Raw genomic sequence first — 15896 nt, forward strand, 5'->3', positions numbered from 1 at the left:
CCCACAATGAGCGATCTCAACCATCGCGGCCAGACGCTGCTGCGAGACCTCGACGGCTTCTCGGTCGATATCGACGCGCAGCGCGAGCGCGCGGACATCGTGCTGCACCGTCCGCCGTTCAACGTCATTTCGATGCACGCACGCGACCAGTTGCGCGCCGTGTTCGAAGCCCTCGACGAGGACGACCGCGTGCGCGTGATTGTCGTGCGCGCGAAGGGCGAGCACTTCTCGAGCGGCGGCGACATCAAGGGCTTTCTGGAAGCGTCGCCGGAACACGTATCGAAGCTCGCGTGGAATATCGCGGCGCCCGCGCGCTGCTCGAAACCGGTGATCGCGGCGAATCGCGGCTTCTGCTTCGGCGTGGGCTTCGAGTTGTCGCTGGCATGCGATTTCCGCATCGTCACCGATACGACCTTCTATGCGCTGCCGGAGCAGAAGCTCGGCCAGATTCCCGGCTCGGGCGGCTCGGCGCGTTTGCAGTCGATGGTCGGCATCGGCCGCACGAAGGACATCGTGATGCGCTCGCGCCGCATCCCGGGCAAGCAGGCGTACGACTGGGGCATCGCGGTGGACTGCGTAGCCGATGCGGAACTGGAGTCGGCGACCGATGCGCTCGTCGACGAACTGCGCGCGTTCTCGCCGCTTGCGCAACGCACCGCGAAGAAGCTGCTGAACGATACGGAAGACTCGCCGCTCTCGATTGCGATCGAACTCGAAGGGCATTGCTATAGCCGGCTGCGCGCGTCGGACGATTTCCGCGAGGGAGTGGAGGCTTTCCACGGCAAGCGCAAACCGGTGTTTCGCGGCAGCTAGGCCCGAAGCACTCAGCCATCCGCAGCACAACAACAAACAAACATGACGCCGCGGACAACGGCTACCGGCAACACCTTGACGTTTCTGGCGACGCACATTGAAGGAGACAATTGATGGAAACGACATTAGCTGGCGCGCGGAATACGGCGACGCAAAGCAATAGAAGCATTGTTATAGCCGCCGCCGCATCCTGTTTTGGATGGGCGCTCGACCTGTTTGACCTGTTCATTCTGCTGTATGTCGCGCCTGTCGTCGGCAAACTGTTCTTTCCATCGGATCATCCAACGCTGTCTCTCGCAGGCGTGTATGCGTCGTTCGCCGTGACGCTGCTGATGCGGCCCATCGGCTCCGCTCTCTTTGGATCGTACGCGGACCGGAATGGGCGCAAGCGTGCAATGCAGATTGCCGTGTTCGGCGTGGGCATAAGCACGGCCGTGTTTGGGACGCTGCCGACGATTGCACAGGCTGGTGTCATAGCGCCCATCCTGTTTGTGCTTCTTCGCCTGGTGCAGGGCGTGTTTGTGGGCGGTGTCGTTGCTTCCTCGCACACGTTGGGGACGGAATCCGTGCCGCCTCACTGGCGAGGCGCGGTTTCGGGCCTGATCGGCGGGGGTGGGGCGGGCATCGGCGGACTGCTTGCCTCTATTGTCTTTTTCATCGCGTCGGCGCTGTTTCCGGGTCCGCAATTCGAAGTGTGGGGATGGCGCGTCATGTTCTTTGCCGGATTGATAACCTCGCTCCTCGGCGCGCTGTTGTTCCTGAGACTCGAGGAGTCTCCGTTCTGGAAAGAGCAGCATGCGCGAAAGGCTGCACGCAAGGCCGCCGTGTCGAAGCAATCTTCGCCGCTGCGAACGCTCTTTTCCTCCGAATATCGCCGGGTCATGATCGTCAACGTCATCATGACAACGTCAAGCGGTGCGGGTTATTACCTCTGCTCTGGCTATTTGCCGACCTTCCTGAAGGTCGTCAAGCACCTGCCGAACGGTACGACTTCAACCATTCTCATGGCGACCGGTTTGCTTTCAATAGCAGCAGCGATAGCAATCGGTGCGGCGAGTGACTTTTTCGGCCGCAAAAAAGTATTCATCGGAGCGGGCGTTCTGCGCATTGCACTTCTTCCCATCCTGTACATATTGATGACGAAGACAGACAGCGTGCCTCTATTGGCGGGCTACACGCTGCTCCTCGCAGTTCTCGGCGGGGCAAGTTACGCGCCGCTGCTGATCTTTCTGAATGAGCGCTTCCCAACAGCGATTCGGGCGAGCGGCACCGGGCTTTCGTGGAATATCGGATTTGCGCTTGGCGGCATGATGCCGACGTTCGTCTCGCTTCTCTCAGCAAACGAGCAGCAGTTGCCCGCGACGCTGTCGTGGTTTCTTCTCGGTGTTTCGGCGCTCTTCCTCGTCGGGGCATTCATCGTCCCGGAAACACGAGGCAACCTGGAGGCGAGCCGAAGAAGCGAAGCCGGCATGCCTGGAGCATGACGATTAGCGATGCGAAGCTTTGGTGCTGGACGGGCGACTGACGAAACTCTGACTGTTTTTCAAAAGATACGTATGGCAAACGAAAACCGGGACATTACCGGCGCACGCATCCTGGTCGATGCATTGCGTGCGCAGTCGGTCAACACGATCTTCACCGTTCCAGGCGAGAGCTTTTTGGCGGTGCTGGACGCTCTGTACGATGTCGCAGATGACATCAAGCTCGTGGTTTGCAGGCACGAGAGTGGAGCCGCGAACATGGCGGAGGCGCATGGCAAGCTGACCAATCGACCAGGCGTCTGTTTCGTGACGCGAGGGCCAGGAGCGACAAACGCATCAATCGGAATACACACCGCGCGGCAAGATTCCACGCCCATGATCGTTTTTGTTGGGCAAGTCGCACGCGATACGCTCGAGAGGGAAGCGTGGCAGGAGATCGACTACCGGCAGATGTTTGGTCAGGTGGCCAAGTGGGTCACTCAAATCGATTCGGCAGCCCGGATCCCCGAGTTGATCAGCCGCGCCTTCCACGTCGCAACGTCGGGTCGTCCGGGGCCTGTGGTGATCGCCTTGCCGGAAGACATGCTCGTTGAGAGGGCACCAGTAGAAAAGGTCGTGCCGCCACTCCCTTATCAGACGATCACCATGCAACCGGCGAGCGAACAGTTGGCCCGCGTTGAGAAGCTGCTGTCCGAGGCATGCAAGCCGATCGTTCTTCTCGGCGGCGGGGCCTGGAGCCGCGAGGCCTGCGACGATCTCCGCCAGTTCGTGACCAGGTTCGATTTGCCGGTTGTCTGCACATTCCGGCGACAAGACCTGTATGACAACCGCGATCGACATTACGCCGGCGAAGCGGGTCTGGGAATGGATCCGGCGCTTGCCGCGCGCTTACGGGAAGCGGATTTGCTGCTTGCGATTGGACCTCGCCTCGGCGAGACGAGCACACTCGGCTACGAGCTTTTTTCTATCCCAACGCCGGCAGTCAAGCTCGTGCATGTGCATCGCGACGCGAACGAGCTGGGACGTGTGTACCGGGCGGATCTTCCCATCAATTCGGGCATGGCGGAATTTGCGCGGGCCGTCGCCAGGCTTGAATCGCCGAACAAGCCCGTGTGGGCCGAATGGACGCAAGCCGCGCACGCCGACTATGAGGCTCGACGCGCGCCTCCCCCTAATAGCGGTTCAATCGATCTGGGCGCTGTCGTGTCTCACATCGATGAAGCGTTGCCCGAGGATGCGATCGTAAGCAACGGCGCGGGCAACTATACTCTTTGGGTTCAACGATTCTTCCGTTATCGCGGTTGGCGCACTCAGCTTGCTCCAACGAGTGGCGCGATGGGATATGGATTGCCCGCCGCCATCGCCGCGGCGCTTCAGAAACCTGATCGGCCTGCGGTCTGTTTCGCCGGAGATGGATGCTTCCTCATGACCGGTCAGGAACTGGCAACTGCCGTGCAGTACGATGCGCGAGTCATTGTGATCGTTGTCGATAACGGCATGTACGGCAGCATTCGAATGCATCAGCATCGTCACTATCCTGGGCGGGTCATTGGCACGACATTGCAGAGTCCCGATTTTGTCGGACTTGCCCGCGCTTATGGTGCTTACGCGGAAAGCGTTGAGCGCACGGTGGACTTTCCAGACGCATTCCAACGCGCACGCGAGGCAGGCCGCCCGGCAGTTCTCGTCCTGCGCACCGATCCCAACCTGCTCACGCCAAATATGATTATCGGTCCGGGGGTCTGATGCGTCTCAGCAATCACCTGTCGATCGCGGACCTGGAGCGAAGCGCGTCCCGGCGGCTGCCGGCCAGCATCTTCGGCTATGTAAGCGGTGGCGCGGAAGACCACCGCGCCGTAGTGGGAAACCGCACGGCTTTCAATCGTTGGGTACTCGTACCGAGAATGCTCACTGGCGTCGCCGAGCGCTCGCAGGAAGTGGAGATTTTTGGGCAACGTTACACGTCGCCGGTGGGAATAGCGCCGATGGGGCTCGCCGGGCTCTGTGCCTATGAGGGTGACCTGCAACTTGCGGCGGCCGCTCGCGACGCGAAAGTGCCCTTCGTTCTGAGCGCAGCGTCGACCGTTCCCCTGGAAAAGGTGGCAATGGCAGCACCCGGCAGTTGGTATCAGGGGTATTTGAGTGCCGACCGATCGACGATCACGCCATTGCTCGCGCGTATCGAAAGGGCCGGGTTCGGTGTTCTTGTGATTACTGTTGACGTGCCATTGGCCGCGCAACGGGAAAACGAACTGCGCAACGGTTTCAGCGTACCGCTGCGGCTAAGCCGCCGCCTGGTCTATGGTGGTTTGGCAAGGCCCAGATGGCTTCTGTCGACGTTTGGACGCACGTTGCTTACGCAAGGTGTTCCGCATTTCGAAAACTTCACGGCCAACCGGGGCGGACCGATCATCACCGGCGCGACCGGCGACCACCGCAGTGGCCGTGCAGCGCTCTGCTGGAACGACATCCACTGGATTCGAAGTCAGTGGAAAGGGACTCTGGTGGTGAAGGGAATCCTTCATCCCGACGATGCCCTGCGGGCCAAACAGGCAGGCGCGGACGGCATTATTGTCTCAAATCACGGCGGGCGGCAGCTCGACGGCGCGCTTGCCACGCTCGATGCGCTTCCGGCCATTACTGCCGTTGCCGGCGACATGCCGGTTATCCTCGATAGTGGCGTTCGCCGCGGCACAGACGTTATAAAGGCGCTGTCGCTGGGGGCGCGTCTGGTCCTCGTGGGCAGACCAGCGATGTACGGCCTGGCCGTCGGCGGTCATGCGGGCGTTCGGCATGCGTTGCAGTTGCTAAGAAGAGAGATCGACGTAGACCTCGCATTGCTGGGATGTCCGAGGATCGAGAAGCTCAATAGGGACTTTGTTGTGCAGGTTTCGCGTGAGTCGTGGCATGCGGCTCATGGATAGTGAATATCTGCCCATGCAATCACGCAATTGAACGAACCACGCCCCCATCGACACGCAACGCTGCACCCGTCGTTGCGGACGCCTGCTCAGAGCATGCATACACAACCATGTTCGCAACTTCGTCCGTAGTGGCGAAACGATTGATCAGCGATGTGGGCCGCGAGTTCTTCAGGAACTGTTGTTCAGCCTGCTCTTGCGTGATCCCTTGCTCTCGCGCGGTCGCCATCATCCAGTTCGAAAGGATCTCAGAGTTGGTCGGGCCGGGCAGCACGGCATTGACGGTCACGCCTGTACCGGCAACCAGTTCGGCCAGCCCCCTCGACACCGCGAGCATCGCGGTCTTGGTCACACCGTAGTCGATCATTTCTTTCGGGATATTCAGCCCTGACTCGCTACTGACGAACACGACGCGCCCCCAGCCCTGCTTCGCCATTTTGGGCACGTAATAGCGGGCGGTGCGAACGCCACTCATCACGTTGAGCTGGAAGAGGTCGAGCCATTCGCTGTCGTCCTGTGCGAAGAAGTCGTTCAGCCGCGCTGTCCCTGCGTTGTTGACAAGAACGTCGGCCTCCGGCGCGTGTGCAAACAGGGCCGCGCAGCCTCCGGCTGTCGCAACGTCGGCGGCCACGCCGGTCAATTCCGCATTCGGCAGAATGGCGCGCATCTCGCGCAGCGCAGCATCGACCCGCTCCTGGGTTCGGCCATTAAGTACGACCGCAGCGCCGGCGCGCGCGAGCCCTTCGGCAATCGCCCGTCCGATGCCGGCAGTGGAGCCCGTAACGATTGCCTTGCGGCCATTGAGTTCGATCTTCATAGCGCTTATCTCCGTTCTGCTTCTAGTTCTGCTTCGGCGGCCCGGGCGAGGCATTCGACCCAATCCTGGTGATAGCGATAGAGCGCGCCAGGATGCCTGCTACCGATCAGTTCCACAAAGAACTGGCCTTGCTGTGTCTCTTCGGTGAGCAGGTGACAACCTTCTTTCGTCGGCGTGATCACCCAGCCGTGATACGCGCTCGAACCCGTTTCATCGCCATCGACCGTTGTGGCCCACGCGAGCCGGCGATTCGGCACGCATTCAGTGACGACCAGTGACATCGGATAGCCGACCGTCACGCGGCTGTAGCGTGTGCCGAGCGCGAGTTCCGACTCGCCGGACAATATCCGGACCTGATCTTCGGCCGGAAAGTATCGCGACCAGCGCTCAGCGTCGACGAGCAGTTTCCAGACCACTTCCGGTGGCGCTTTCACGTCGATGTCGTTGAGCGCGTAAATTGCCGAGGTACGCGGGTCATAGCGTTCCGGCCAGTTGACTTTGTCGATCATGTATCGAATCCCTCTTTTTCGGTTGGGTTAGCCGCGGGAATGCTCACGCGCAGTGGCGATCTGGGCGAGGTTCCTGAGCAGCTTCTCGTGGGTGAGCCAGAACGCATCGGGTGCCTGCTTCGCGAGTTCCAGCCAGTGCGGTCCCTGCATCGTCTCTTCGGTCCACAGATGACACCCGCTTGCGGTAGGCGTGATGATCCAGGCGTGGTAGGCCCTGGACGCTGTGGAGACCTTTGGATAGCCGCCCCACGCGATGCGGGTCATCGGCTCGAACTCCTGCACGGATGCGAAGACGTCCTGCCCGGCGAGGTTCGTCTCGAATGTCGTACCAAGGCCAAAGTGATCGCCTCCGTCAAGCGGCTGCACGTGCTGAACACCGGGATAGAAAGCTGGCCAGGAGTTGAAATCGGTGAGCAGGGACCAGATTGTTTCGACGGATGCCGAGACCTCGAGCTCGTTGGTGAAATGGATCGGAGAGCGGCTCGGTTTCATCTCCTCGGGCCACTTGATTGTTTCGTACATGGTGGTTCTCTAACGGGTGAGCGATGGATTGTGATGCTGCCGAGTGAGGCCCGGCGCGGGACTCACTCGGGTTTGATGAGATCCTGGAAGATGAGCGGCGCCCAGTTGCGGCCTCTCGCCTGTACGAGCGAGCCGCCTACGCGGAGCGAGCCCAGGTCATGTTTGTTCTCCTGCTTTGAGTTAGCTTGCGGAGAATAGTAATTTGCGCCGAATCGAATGATAATCACGCGAACTATCATAGAATCTATTCCAAACTGGAATTAGTTGTCGAATGGACGTAGCCGGAGTCGCGGGATGGATCGGTTTGACGAATTGAACGCATTTTTTGCCGTCGTGGAGGCAAGCGGCTTTTCCGCAGCCGCGCGAAGGATTGGCGAGTCGCAGTCCGCCATCAGTAAGGCCGTGAACGCGCTGGAAAAGCGCCTCGGCGTGGCGCTGCTCCGTCGCAGTACGCGCAAGGTGACGCTGACCGATCAGGGGCGGCTGTACTACGACCGCATGCGTCCACTGGTGGACGAAATCCAGGTGGCGGATAGCGAGCTGACTAGCACCACGCTCGAGGTTTCGGGCCTCATCAGGATCGCGGCGCCGTCGACGTTCGGTCGCCTGCACGTGCTTCCACTGATTCCCGAATTGCTGGCGCGACATCCTGGCTTGCGGATCGATATGGTGCTGTCGGACGCCGTTCGGGATATGGTGGAAGACAGGATCGATCTTGCGATTCGCGTGAGTCCCGCTGAAGACCCCGATTCGGTGGTGCGTCGTGTGGCTGCCACCTCACTCGTGTGCGCCGGATCGCGCCGTTATTTCGAGCAGCACGGTGTACCTCGTACTCCTGCCGATCTCGCGGATCACAACTGTCTGGTCTATGGCGAGATGACGGACTGGCCGTTCGTCGGGCCGCAGGGGCCGTTCAATTTGCCGGTGCGGGGCAATCTGTCGTCCAATAGCGTGGAGACGATTCTTGCGGGCGTGCTGGGCGGCGTCGGCATCGGCATGTTCCACCGCGCTTCGCTGGTGGGCGAGTTCCAGCAATCCGACATCGTCACCGTACTGGACGATTTCGTGCAGCAGCCAAGGGAGGTCAGCTTGATCTGGCCCAAGCGACGGTTTGTGCCGACCCGCGTGCGCAGTGCGACGGATTTTCTGGCCGGTGCGCTCGCGGAGCGGATCTAGCTCCAGGACGGTTTGCCTGCAAGCTGGCCGCATGCCGCCACGCTGTTCCAGGGCTGCGGTTACTCATCCCCACGGATCAGGGTTGGCGTTTGCCGCGGCCACCGGCGAGTTTGCCAGCCGGCTTGGCTGAATTCGCAGCGGCTTTGCTGCGCGGCTTTTGCACGCTGAATGGACTACCGCTGGACAACCTTGTGGCTTTATCCGCGGCCACTGCGCGCTGCGCCGCAGGCTTGCGTTTGTTTTCGCCAATTTGCGGGCGCGGCTTTTTGCTCGTCAGTTGGCTGGCGCCCGGCGCAGCCTGTGGCGCTTTGGGCTTCTTGGGCTTTTTTGGTTTCTTGATGGTCTCGCCCATCGCGCTGGTTTGCGGCACGCGGTGTTCGGCTTCAAAACCCGGCTCCTCTTCACGGCGCAGCGTTTGCCGGATCAGCGCTTCAATCGCGGCCAGTTGCGGCGCTTCGTCGGCACACACAAGGGACACCGCTACGCCGCTGGCGCCAGCGCGGCCGGTACGGCCAATGCGGTGCACATAGTCTTGCGCCACGATCGGCAGATCAACGTTGATCACCAGCGGCAGGTCGTCGATATCCAGCCCGCGCGCAGCCACATCGGTGGCGACCAGCATATTGACTTCGCCCGTCTTGAAGCGCTCGAGCGCACGCATGCGCGCGGGTTGCGGTTTGTCGCCGTGGATGGTGTCGACCGCATAGCCCGCTTCATCCAGCATGGCCGCCAGGTAATCCACGCCATTGCGGGTCTTGACGAACACCAGCGCGTGCTCCCAGTTGTTCTGAGCCACAAGGTGCATGAAGAGATCAGGCTTGTTCCTTTTATCCACCGGCACCACCCACTGCCTGATTTTGCTGGCCGTGGCATTGGGCGGGCTGACGCTGATGTCGACGGGGCCACGCAGAATGCCCGCCGCCAGGGCGCGGATATCATCCGTAAACGTGGCGGAGAACAGCAACGTCTGGCGCTCTGCGGGCAACGCAGCGAACACAGCGTTGAGCTCGCGCGCAAAGCCCAGATCTAGCATGCGGTCGGCTTCATCCAGTACCAGCGTTTGTACCTGATCGAACTGCACTGCGTTCTGGCGATTAAGATCGAGCAAACGGCCCGGCGTGGCAACGAGCACGTCCACGCCTTTGCGCAACTTCATCATCTGCGGGTTGATACTCACACCGCCGTAGGCGGCCAGAAATCGTAAATCGAGGCCTTTACCGTAATCGATAAAGCTTTGCAGCACTTGTTCAGCCAGTTCACGGGTGGGCACCAGCACCAGAACACGCGCGCGGTTGCTCGACACCGCCGGGCCCTGTTGCACCAGCCGTTGCAACAGCGGCAGCGCAAAACCCGCCGTTTTTCCAGTACCGGTTTGTGCCGCAGCCATGACGTCCTTGCCACTGAGCACAGCAGGAATCGCCTTGGCCTGCACCGGCGTAGGTGTCTGGTAATTGAGGTCCCGCATGTTACGCAGCAAGGGATCGATCAGGCCAAGCGACGCAAAAGACATTGGCATATTCCTGTCTAAAACCGCAGATTCTAGCGGTTACCGCCTGATTGCGCCGCGCTGGCAAGCTGTACTACGAGACACCGTTGAGCAGTACTGCCGCCAGTGGCAGCGCAATTGCATCAACAGCAAAGGCGCCACTGGCCGCAACCAGCCACATCCCGCCAGGACGGAAGAAGGGCGGCTCGGTGCGAAAGTGAATAGGTCGGCCAATAGCCCGGTTAATGGCTCGGTTGCCAGCGCAGGACAGGGTGACTCGCGCCGGCCGGCATGACCCACGCGCCGGTCGGTCCGAAGTCCCAGCCGACGAAGCTTGCCGGATCGCTCATCTGCGCGGTGGTGAGGCCGTTGGATGCCGGCAGTTGCGGGCCGGTTCCGGCGCTGACGCTGCGGGTCGTCGTCTGTTTGTCCCAGTAGACGTTGGCGGAGATCCCCTCGTTGGGGTCCGGGTGGTTGTACGCCGCGATGCCGCCGAAGCTGGTAGGCGTATCCGGCGGCGCGCAGCAATAACCTTGCACCAGCCCGGCCGCAAACGACTGCTCGATTGTGCCGGCGTTCTCATAGACGAGGCCGCCGGTGCTCAGACTGCCATACGAGGTGCCCGTTGCATACGACTGGGAGATGCTACCGCCGTTGAAGCCTGCCAGCGCTCCGGCCACGCCGTGATTGCCCGCACTCGCAACGCCGGTTGCATAGGATTGCAGAATTGTCCCTTCATTGAGGCCGACCAGTCCGCCGAGCAAACCGGCCGACCCGACGAACGCGCTGCTCCACGAGCGCTCGATCAGGCCGTCGTTGCGTCCCACCAGTCCACCGCTCGTCGCACCTTCGAACGATGCGGTGCCGCGCGTCCCGCTCGTATAGGCGTACGTGATCATGCCCTGGTTCAGGCCGGCCAGAATGCCGAACGCGATTCCCGCTGGAAAATAGACATACGTGCTGAGCTTCGCATTCGTCATCCCCACATTGCGCACGACTCCCATCGGCCCGATCACACCGAACAGTCCCAGCCCCGGCACCGGCGAACCTTGTTCGCGCTGTGAAAACCTGTCTATAACGTGGCCCATGCCGTCGAATTGTCCGGAGAAGGGAGTGGTGGCATTGCCGAGCGAAGAGAAAGCGAATGAGGTATCGGTCGCACTGGCGTCGAGATCCTTGCCCAGTGCGTAGTTGCCCGCGAGGTCGAGCGAGACGTTCTGCAGGTCGGTCAACGAATTGACCAGCTTATAGCCGGTCACCTGCGTGACGAGACCGCTATACGGAGCCGCTGTCCATGCGGCGTTTGCGAGATTTGTCCCGGCGGTATAGCTGCCGTTCATGTCGTAGAGCGCGCGGACGATGCCCGTACTCTTCGACCAGTCGATCGTGCCGTTGTTGATGACGCTGCCGCCGTTGTCGATGCCCGGTGCGTCGGCGCGCAAGGCCAGATTGCCTGCGCCGTCGTTCGCGAGGGTGGTACTCGTCGCTATGGAGACGTCGTGGTAGGCGGCAAGCGTGAGAGAAGCGGGACCGTGCCAGCGCACGCTCGATGCGACACCCAGGTCGCCCGTCGCGCCGTTGGCACCCGTCGCGGTGATATCGACAGAGGTGCCCGAGTTCAGGCTGCGCCGCAACGCATGCGCAGCGGCGCCGTCGATTGTGAAAGCAGGCGTCGAGAGATTCCACTGGCGTGCATGCACCACCGCGTGCCCGCCCAATTCCAGTTGCGCCGCTTGCATGTCGACCGTTCCGCCGCTGCCGTCGGCGTTGCTTGCGGCGATCTTGCCGAGCTGCCCGACACGGCCGCTGTCGGCAACGAGCCACACATGCCCGTCGCGGCTCGCGGTGCCCGTCGCGCGGATACGCGTGCCTCTTCCCGCCAACGCATACACGTTGCCGTCGGCGGCCTGCAGACTGATCTGCGCGGCGGTTATCCGCCCCTTGTTGGAGACCGTGCCCTGACTGCCTGTCTGCACGAACACCTGCTTGCTGCCGGCCGAATCCTGCAGCAGCACCTGCTCGCCCGTGGCCAGCTCCGCCGTGCCGTTGAGCGCTGCGACCGTGCCGGCGTTGACGACGTCGTGTCGCGCAATCAGGAATATGTCGCCGCCGCTCGAACTGATCTTGCCGAGATTGATCACGGATGCGTTCGAGGTGCCCGACAGCGTGAGCGATCCGCTGCCCTGCATGAACGCGTCGTTGCAGATGTCCAGCGTCGACGCAACGAAACGTCCGCCGGTCGTAATAACGCCCGATGGTCCGACGACGATTCCCTGCGGATTGATCAAATAGACGCTGCCCGTCGCACCGAGCCTGCCGAGGATGGCAGAGGGTGAACCACCCGTCACCCGGTTCAGCGTCGCGCCGGAGCCGTTATCGAACGTCACGCTGTTGGTTTTGCCGATCGAAAAGCTGTTCCAGTCGATCACCCCGCGCGTTGAACCTGGCTGCGTGATCAGGAGGCCGTTGCCCTGGCTTGCGATCGCGCCGGTGCCGGCCACGTATGTGCCGCCTTGTGGAAGGCCGCCCGCCGCGAGCGCCACAGGTGTCAGGGACTGCCCACTCAGCGAAATGCCGATGGCCAGCAGGAAGGCTGCGTTTGAATGTTGACGCCGCAGTGTGCGTCGCGCAGGCCGAGCAAGTTTTGGACGTGACATACACCCCCTTCTCCGCGTACGAGCGGAAGGGCTGCAGATGACCCGCAGAGCCGAGCGCAAATGCGTTGGTCACAGCGTCTGAAGAATAGCTGCTGGCCCTGTGCATGCCTGCCGATATCTCTGCGTTTTGCGCCTTATTTGCGCCTTATTGTCGCAAGAGCCAAAGACGCTGATCGAGCGTCGGTGCGGCTCTGCGGGCGAGGCAAAGACGTCTGGAACTATTGCAACGGTGAGTATCCATGGTCGACCCTGCGCGAAAGCAGCCGACCACTAAAGATTCAAAACAGCTTTCATTTTTCGAGGTCTACTGCGCGGCAGTCCAGCGGCGTTTGCGAGTCTATTGCTCAATTTTTGCGGTCTATTGTGCAGGGACAAGTGACAATGCACGCGCCGTGCAGCCTACGAGATTCCGGGTTGATTTGTTGAACGGTTAGTCATAATATCGGTTGCATGAAGCCAACCGGTCAACCCCATTCGTCGCCGAAGAAGGCGGGGCCTATCGGCTCGCGCGGTCGTCCGCGCGAGTTCGACACGCACGCCGTGCTCGCGAGCGCGAGCCAGGTGTTCTGGAACCACGGCTATCACGCCACCTCCATCGACGACCTTTGCAAAGCCACCGGTCTGCAGCGGGGCAGTCTGTACGGCGTATTCGGCGACAAGCACGGCATCATGCTCGCCGCGCTCGATCACTACGCCGAGGGCTCGGTGGCGCGTCTCGCCGAGCGGCTGAACGCGCCGGTGCCGCCGGAAGAGGCGCTGCGCAACGCATTACTGCATTACGCGCGGGTCGCGTGCGGGTTGTCCGGCGAGCGGAGCTGCTTCATCACCAACACCACGCTCGAAATGCAGCCCGGCGACGATGAGTTGCGCAGCCGCGTCGCCGCCATCCAGCGCCGCATGGCTACGTTGCTGGCCGCATCGGTGATCCGCGGTCAGGCAAGCGGCGCATTCAATTCCACGCTCGACGAAAAAGCCGTCGGCGATTTCCTGCTGTGCGTCATGCAGGGTCTGCGTGTGCTGGGCCGCGTCGCCCATAAGGAAGACGCGCTGACCGGCATCGTCGATGTCGCGATGCGAGCCCTCGTCTAAATTTTTTTGCCGATTTATTGAACGATCAGTCATGAAATCTGAGCCTATTTCGCCGTCTTCGTCTATCTCGTCCTCTTCGTCCGCTGCTTTGGCCGGCGTGTCACGCGCAGCAGGTTGCAGCGCCTCGCGTGTCGCCGTGTGTCCCGGCTCGGTTGCGGCGAGCGCCGCGCACACCGCGCACACCGCGCCCGCCGCCGACCCGCCCGCGCCGCGCTTCGCGCGCCAGGGGCTCGCGCTGGCCGTGCTGTTCGTCGGCGCTTTTCTCGCGCCGCTCGATTACTTCATCGTCAACCTCGCGCTGCCGTCGATTCGCACCGGCCTGAACGCGACCGACGCGCAACTGCAGCTCGTCGTGTCCGCCTACGCGTCGGTGTACGCGGTGCTGCTGATCACCGGCGGACGGCTCGGCGATCTGTTCGGCCGGCGCCGCATGTTCATGACGGGCATGGCCGCCTTCGTGATCGCGTCGGCGCTGTGCGGTTTCGCGACGAGCGGCCACATGCTGGTGATCTCGCGCATCGTCCAGGGCATGGCCGCGGCGATCATGGCGCCGCAAGTGCTCGCCACGATCCGCGCCGTCGTGCCGCTGCATCAGCAAACCCGCGTGATGAGTTTTTACGGCTTCGTGTTCGGCCTCTCGTCGATCGTCGGGCAGCTCGGCGGCGGCGCGCTGATCACTTATCACCCGTTCGGCCTCGACTGGCGAATCATCTTCCTGATCAATATTCCGATCGGCGTCGCGGCGTTTTTCGGCACCTGGAAGTTCGTGCCCGAGAACCAGCCGGCCACGCGCACCGGCCTCGACATGAAGGGCGTCGCGCTGCTTTCCGCAGTGTTGCTGCTCGTGATCTATCCGATGACGCACGGTCGCGAAGCCGGCTGGCCCGCATGGACCTTCGCGATGTTCGCTCTCGCGGTGCCGGCGTTCGCGCTCTTCGTCGCCACCGAAAAGCGCGTGGAGCGCGGCGGCGGGCATCCGCTCGTCGATCTGCAATTGTTCCGCAATCGCGCGTTCGCGCTCGGCCTCGTGCTCGCGTTTCTGTTCTATTGCAACAGCGCGTTTTTCCTGACCTACGGCATCTATCTGCAAACCGGCCTGCACTGGACGCCGCTCGCGTCCGGTATCGCCATCATGCCGTTCGCGATCGGCTTCGTGATCGGGCCGCTGACTTCGCCGGCGGTCGTGAAGCGCATCGGCGGGCATGTGCTCACGCTGGGCTTTTCGATGATGACGCTAGGCTTCACGATAACCGGCTGGGCCGCAAGCGAAGCCGCCGCGCCGGACCTCGCGTTCTACGCGGGTCTCGTGTGCGCGGGCGTCGGTCATGGTTTGCTGCTGCCGTCGATCATGCGCATCGTGCTGCTCGAAGTCGCACCCGAAAAAGCGGGGCTTGCGTCGGGCGTGGTTTCATCGACCTTGCAGATCGGCTCGGCGTTCGGCACCGCAGCGATCAGCGGCGCATTCTTCGGCGCGCTCGGCGGGAGCGGCGCAGGCCCGACGCCGGCCGCGTACGCCCACGCGTTCCAGTTGAGCCTGGCCATTAACGCGGTGCTGATGTTTGTTTGCATCGGCTTGAGCGTGCTGCTCGTGCGCCATCAGCAGCTCGTGTTGCGGCGCTCGGCGCGCACGCTTTGAAAACGACGCGCCAGGTAATCGTTTTCATCGCTATAACATCGCGAAAATTATTAAGCTGTTTCACACGGTTTTCATTTTTAATTGCAGCGCATTTACCGATGAGCGAGTCATTCATAGGTAATTGAGAATCGCTGGCAAATAGCATCGCGTCGTTATCCGCGCCGAAATCTGTTTCACTTATGAAGCATTTTTGGCCATGCATTTTCTACCCGCACCACGGCCCGTGGCAGTAATTCTTGCGGTCTGTGCGCTCCCGCACACGGCTGTCCGTGGGCCTTGCGGGGAGCGCCTCCGGTTTAACCCGCAATTGCAGTGCGTCATAATGTCTTTATCGTCGCTATGAAATCGCTTTCAATAAAAAGCGCTTGCCGTCTTTAATTTCGATTGTTAATCTGAACGCGCTTTAGAGGTGTTCTTCAGTCGGTCCTGAACAAGTCGGACCGATGCCTGGCGCAATCATTCAAATACTGCCAACGGTTCCGTAGAGGATTGAAAATGCTAACCGCTACCATTGACGCACTTGCCGCGCCGCCCGCCTGCTTCACCGCCGGCGACGTCGTCACGTTGAAAGACGGAGGCCCGCGCATGACTGTCACGTATGCGGGACCGGTGGCGCTCAATCCTGGCGAGTGGCTGATCTGCGAATGGTTCGACGACCACGGCGAACTGCGTCGCGAGATGTTTTCGCCTTCCAGCGTGCGCGCCGAGCCGCGCTGTATTCCGGCCGGCTCCGTGCAGTGGAACCGGATCGGCCGCGCGGCGTAAGGCCGTCGTCTGTGAGCGCACGGC

At 61.7% G+C, this 15896-nt stretch carries 13 protein-coding genes; 8 read left to right on the forward strand and 5 right to left on the reverse strand.

The genetic code is table 11. The features are described 5' to 3' along the window. Positions 1-6: 6 nt before the first annotated feature. The 4 genes from ABIE53_RS28460 (at position 7) to ABIE53_RS28475 (ending at position 5218) form a co-directional block, all read left to right on the forward strand. Positions 7-813, forward strand: a complete 807-nt coding sequence (locus tag ABIE53_RS28460) for an enoyl-CoA hydratase/isomerase family protein (protein ID WP_192699048.1) — start codon at positions 7-9, stop codon at positions 811-813. Positions 814-926: 113 nt separating this feature from the next. Continuing rightward, a complete protein-coding gene (locus ABIE53_RS28465) occupies positions 927-2297 on the forward strand; it encodes an MFS transporter (protein ID WP_192699047.1) in 1371 nt (456 codons plus the stop codon). 72 nt (positions 2298-2369) lie between these two features. Continuing rightward, positions 2370-4040 (forward strand): thiamine pyrophosphate-binding protein, encoded by a 1671-nt coding sequence (locus ABIE53_RS28470; RefSeq protein ID WP_192699046.1) that lies wholly within the window; start codon positions 2370-2372, stop codon positions 4038-4040. Beyond that, a complete protein-coding gene (locus ABIE53_RS28475; protein ID WP_192699045.1) occupies positions 4040-5218 on the forward strand; it encodes an alpha-hydroxy acid oxidase in 1179 nt (392 codons plus the stop codon). Before ABIE53_RS28470 ends, ABIE53_RS28475 begins: the two co-directional genes overlap by 1 nt. Positions 5219-5237: 19 nt before the next feature. Here ABIE53_RS28475 and ABIE53_RS28480 read toward each other — a convergent pair whose 3' ends face one another. The 3 genes from ABIE53_RS28480 to ABIE53_RS28490 are packed head-to-tail and all read right to left on the reverse strand — an operon-like array spanning position 5238 to position 7063. After that, a complete protein-coding gene (locus ABIE53_RS28480) occupies positions 5238-6032 on the reverse strand; it encodes an SDR family NAD(P)-dependent oxidoreductase (protein WP_192699044.1) in 795 nt (264 codons plus the stop codon). A 5-nt stretch (positions 6033-6037) separates the two neighbouring features. After that, entirely contained in the window at positions 6038-6541 is a 504-nt protein-coding gene (locus ABIE53_RS28485) for an SRPBCC domain-containing protein (protein ID WP_053859191.1), read from the reverse strand. Positions 6542-6568: 27 nt separating this feature from the next. Continuing rightward, complete coding sequence (locus ABIE53_RS28490) at positions 6569-7063, reverse strand: SRPBCC domain-containing protein (RefSeq protein WP_029965688.1); 495 nt, start codon at positions 7061-7063, stop codon at positions 6569-6571. Positions 7064-7357: 294 nt separating this feature from the next. On the opposite strand from ABIE53_RS28490, the gene ABIE53_RS28495 reads away from it, so the two are divergent. Further along, positions 7358-8239: a LysR family transcriptional regulator gene (locus ABIE53_RS28495; protein WP_192699043.1), complete on the forward strand. Its 882-nt coding sequence runs from the start codon at positions 7358-7360 to the stop codon at positions 8237-8239. A 76-nt stretch (positions 8240-8315) separates the two neighbouring features. Here ABIE53_RS28495 and ABIE53_RS28500 read toward each other — a convergent pair whose 3' ends face one another. Together ABIE53_RS28500 and ABIE53_RS28505 are read right to left on the reverse strand one after the other, a co-directional pair. Next, positions 8316-9749, reverse strand: coding sequence for a DEAD/DEAH box helicase (locus ABIE53_RS28500; protein WP_192699042.1), 1434 nt, complete (start codon positions 9747-9749; stop codon positions 8316-8318). 218 nt (positions 9750-9967) lie between these two features. Further along, complete coding sequence (locus tag ABIE53_RS28505; RefSeq protein WP_192699041.1) at positions 9968-12382, reverse strand: two-partner secretion domain-containing protein; 2415 nt, start codon at positions 12380-12382, stop codon at positions 9968-9970. A gap of 450 nt (positions 12383-12832) precedes the next feature. On the opposite strand from ABIE53_RS28505, the gene ABIE53_RS28510 reads away from it, so the two are divergent. From ABIE53_RS28510 to ABIE53_RS28520, 3 genes are all read left to right on the forward strand, one after another. Further along, positions 12833-13471 carry a TetR/AcrR family transcriptional regulator gene (locus tag ABIE53_RS28510; RefSeq protein ID WP_006046939.1) on the forward strand — a complete coding sequence of 213 codons (639 nt, stop codon included), beginning with the start codon at positions 12833-12835 and terminating at the stop codon, positions 13469-13471. A 31-nt stretch (positions 13472-13502) separates the two neighbouring features. After that, positions 13503-15107: an MFS transporter gene (locus ABIE53_RS28515; protein ID WP_192699040.1), complete on the forward strand. Its 1605-nt coding sequence runs from the start codon at positions 13503-13505 to the stop codon at positions 15105-15107. 495 nt (positions 15108-15602) lie between these two features. Beyond that, on the forward strand, positions 15603-15872 hold the full coding sequence (locus ABIE53_RS28520) for a YodC family protein (RefSeq protein WP_006046941.1): 270 nt from the start codon (positions 15603-15605) through the stop codon (positions 15870-15872). Positions 15873-15896 lie beyond the last annotated feature (24 nt).

The organism is Paraburkholderia sp. OAS925 (genome assembly GCF_040543975.1).
Taxonomy (GTDB): domain Bacteria; phylum Pseudomonadota; class Gammaproteobacteria; order Burkholderiales; family Burkholderiaceae; genus Paraburkholderia; species Paraburkholderia graminis.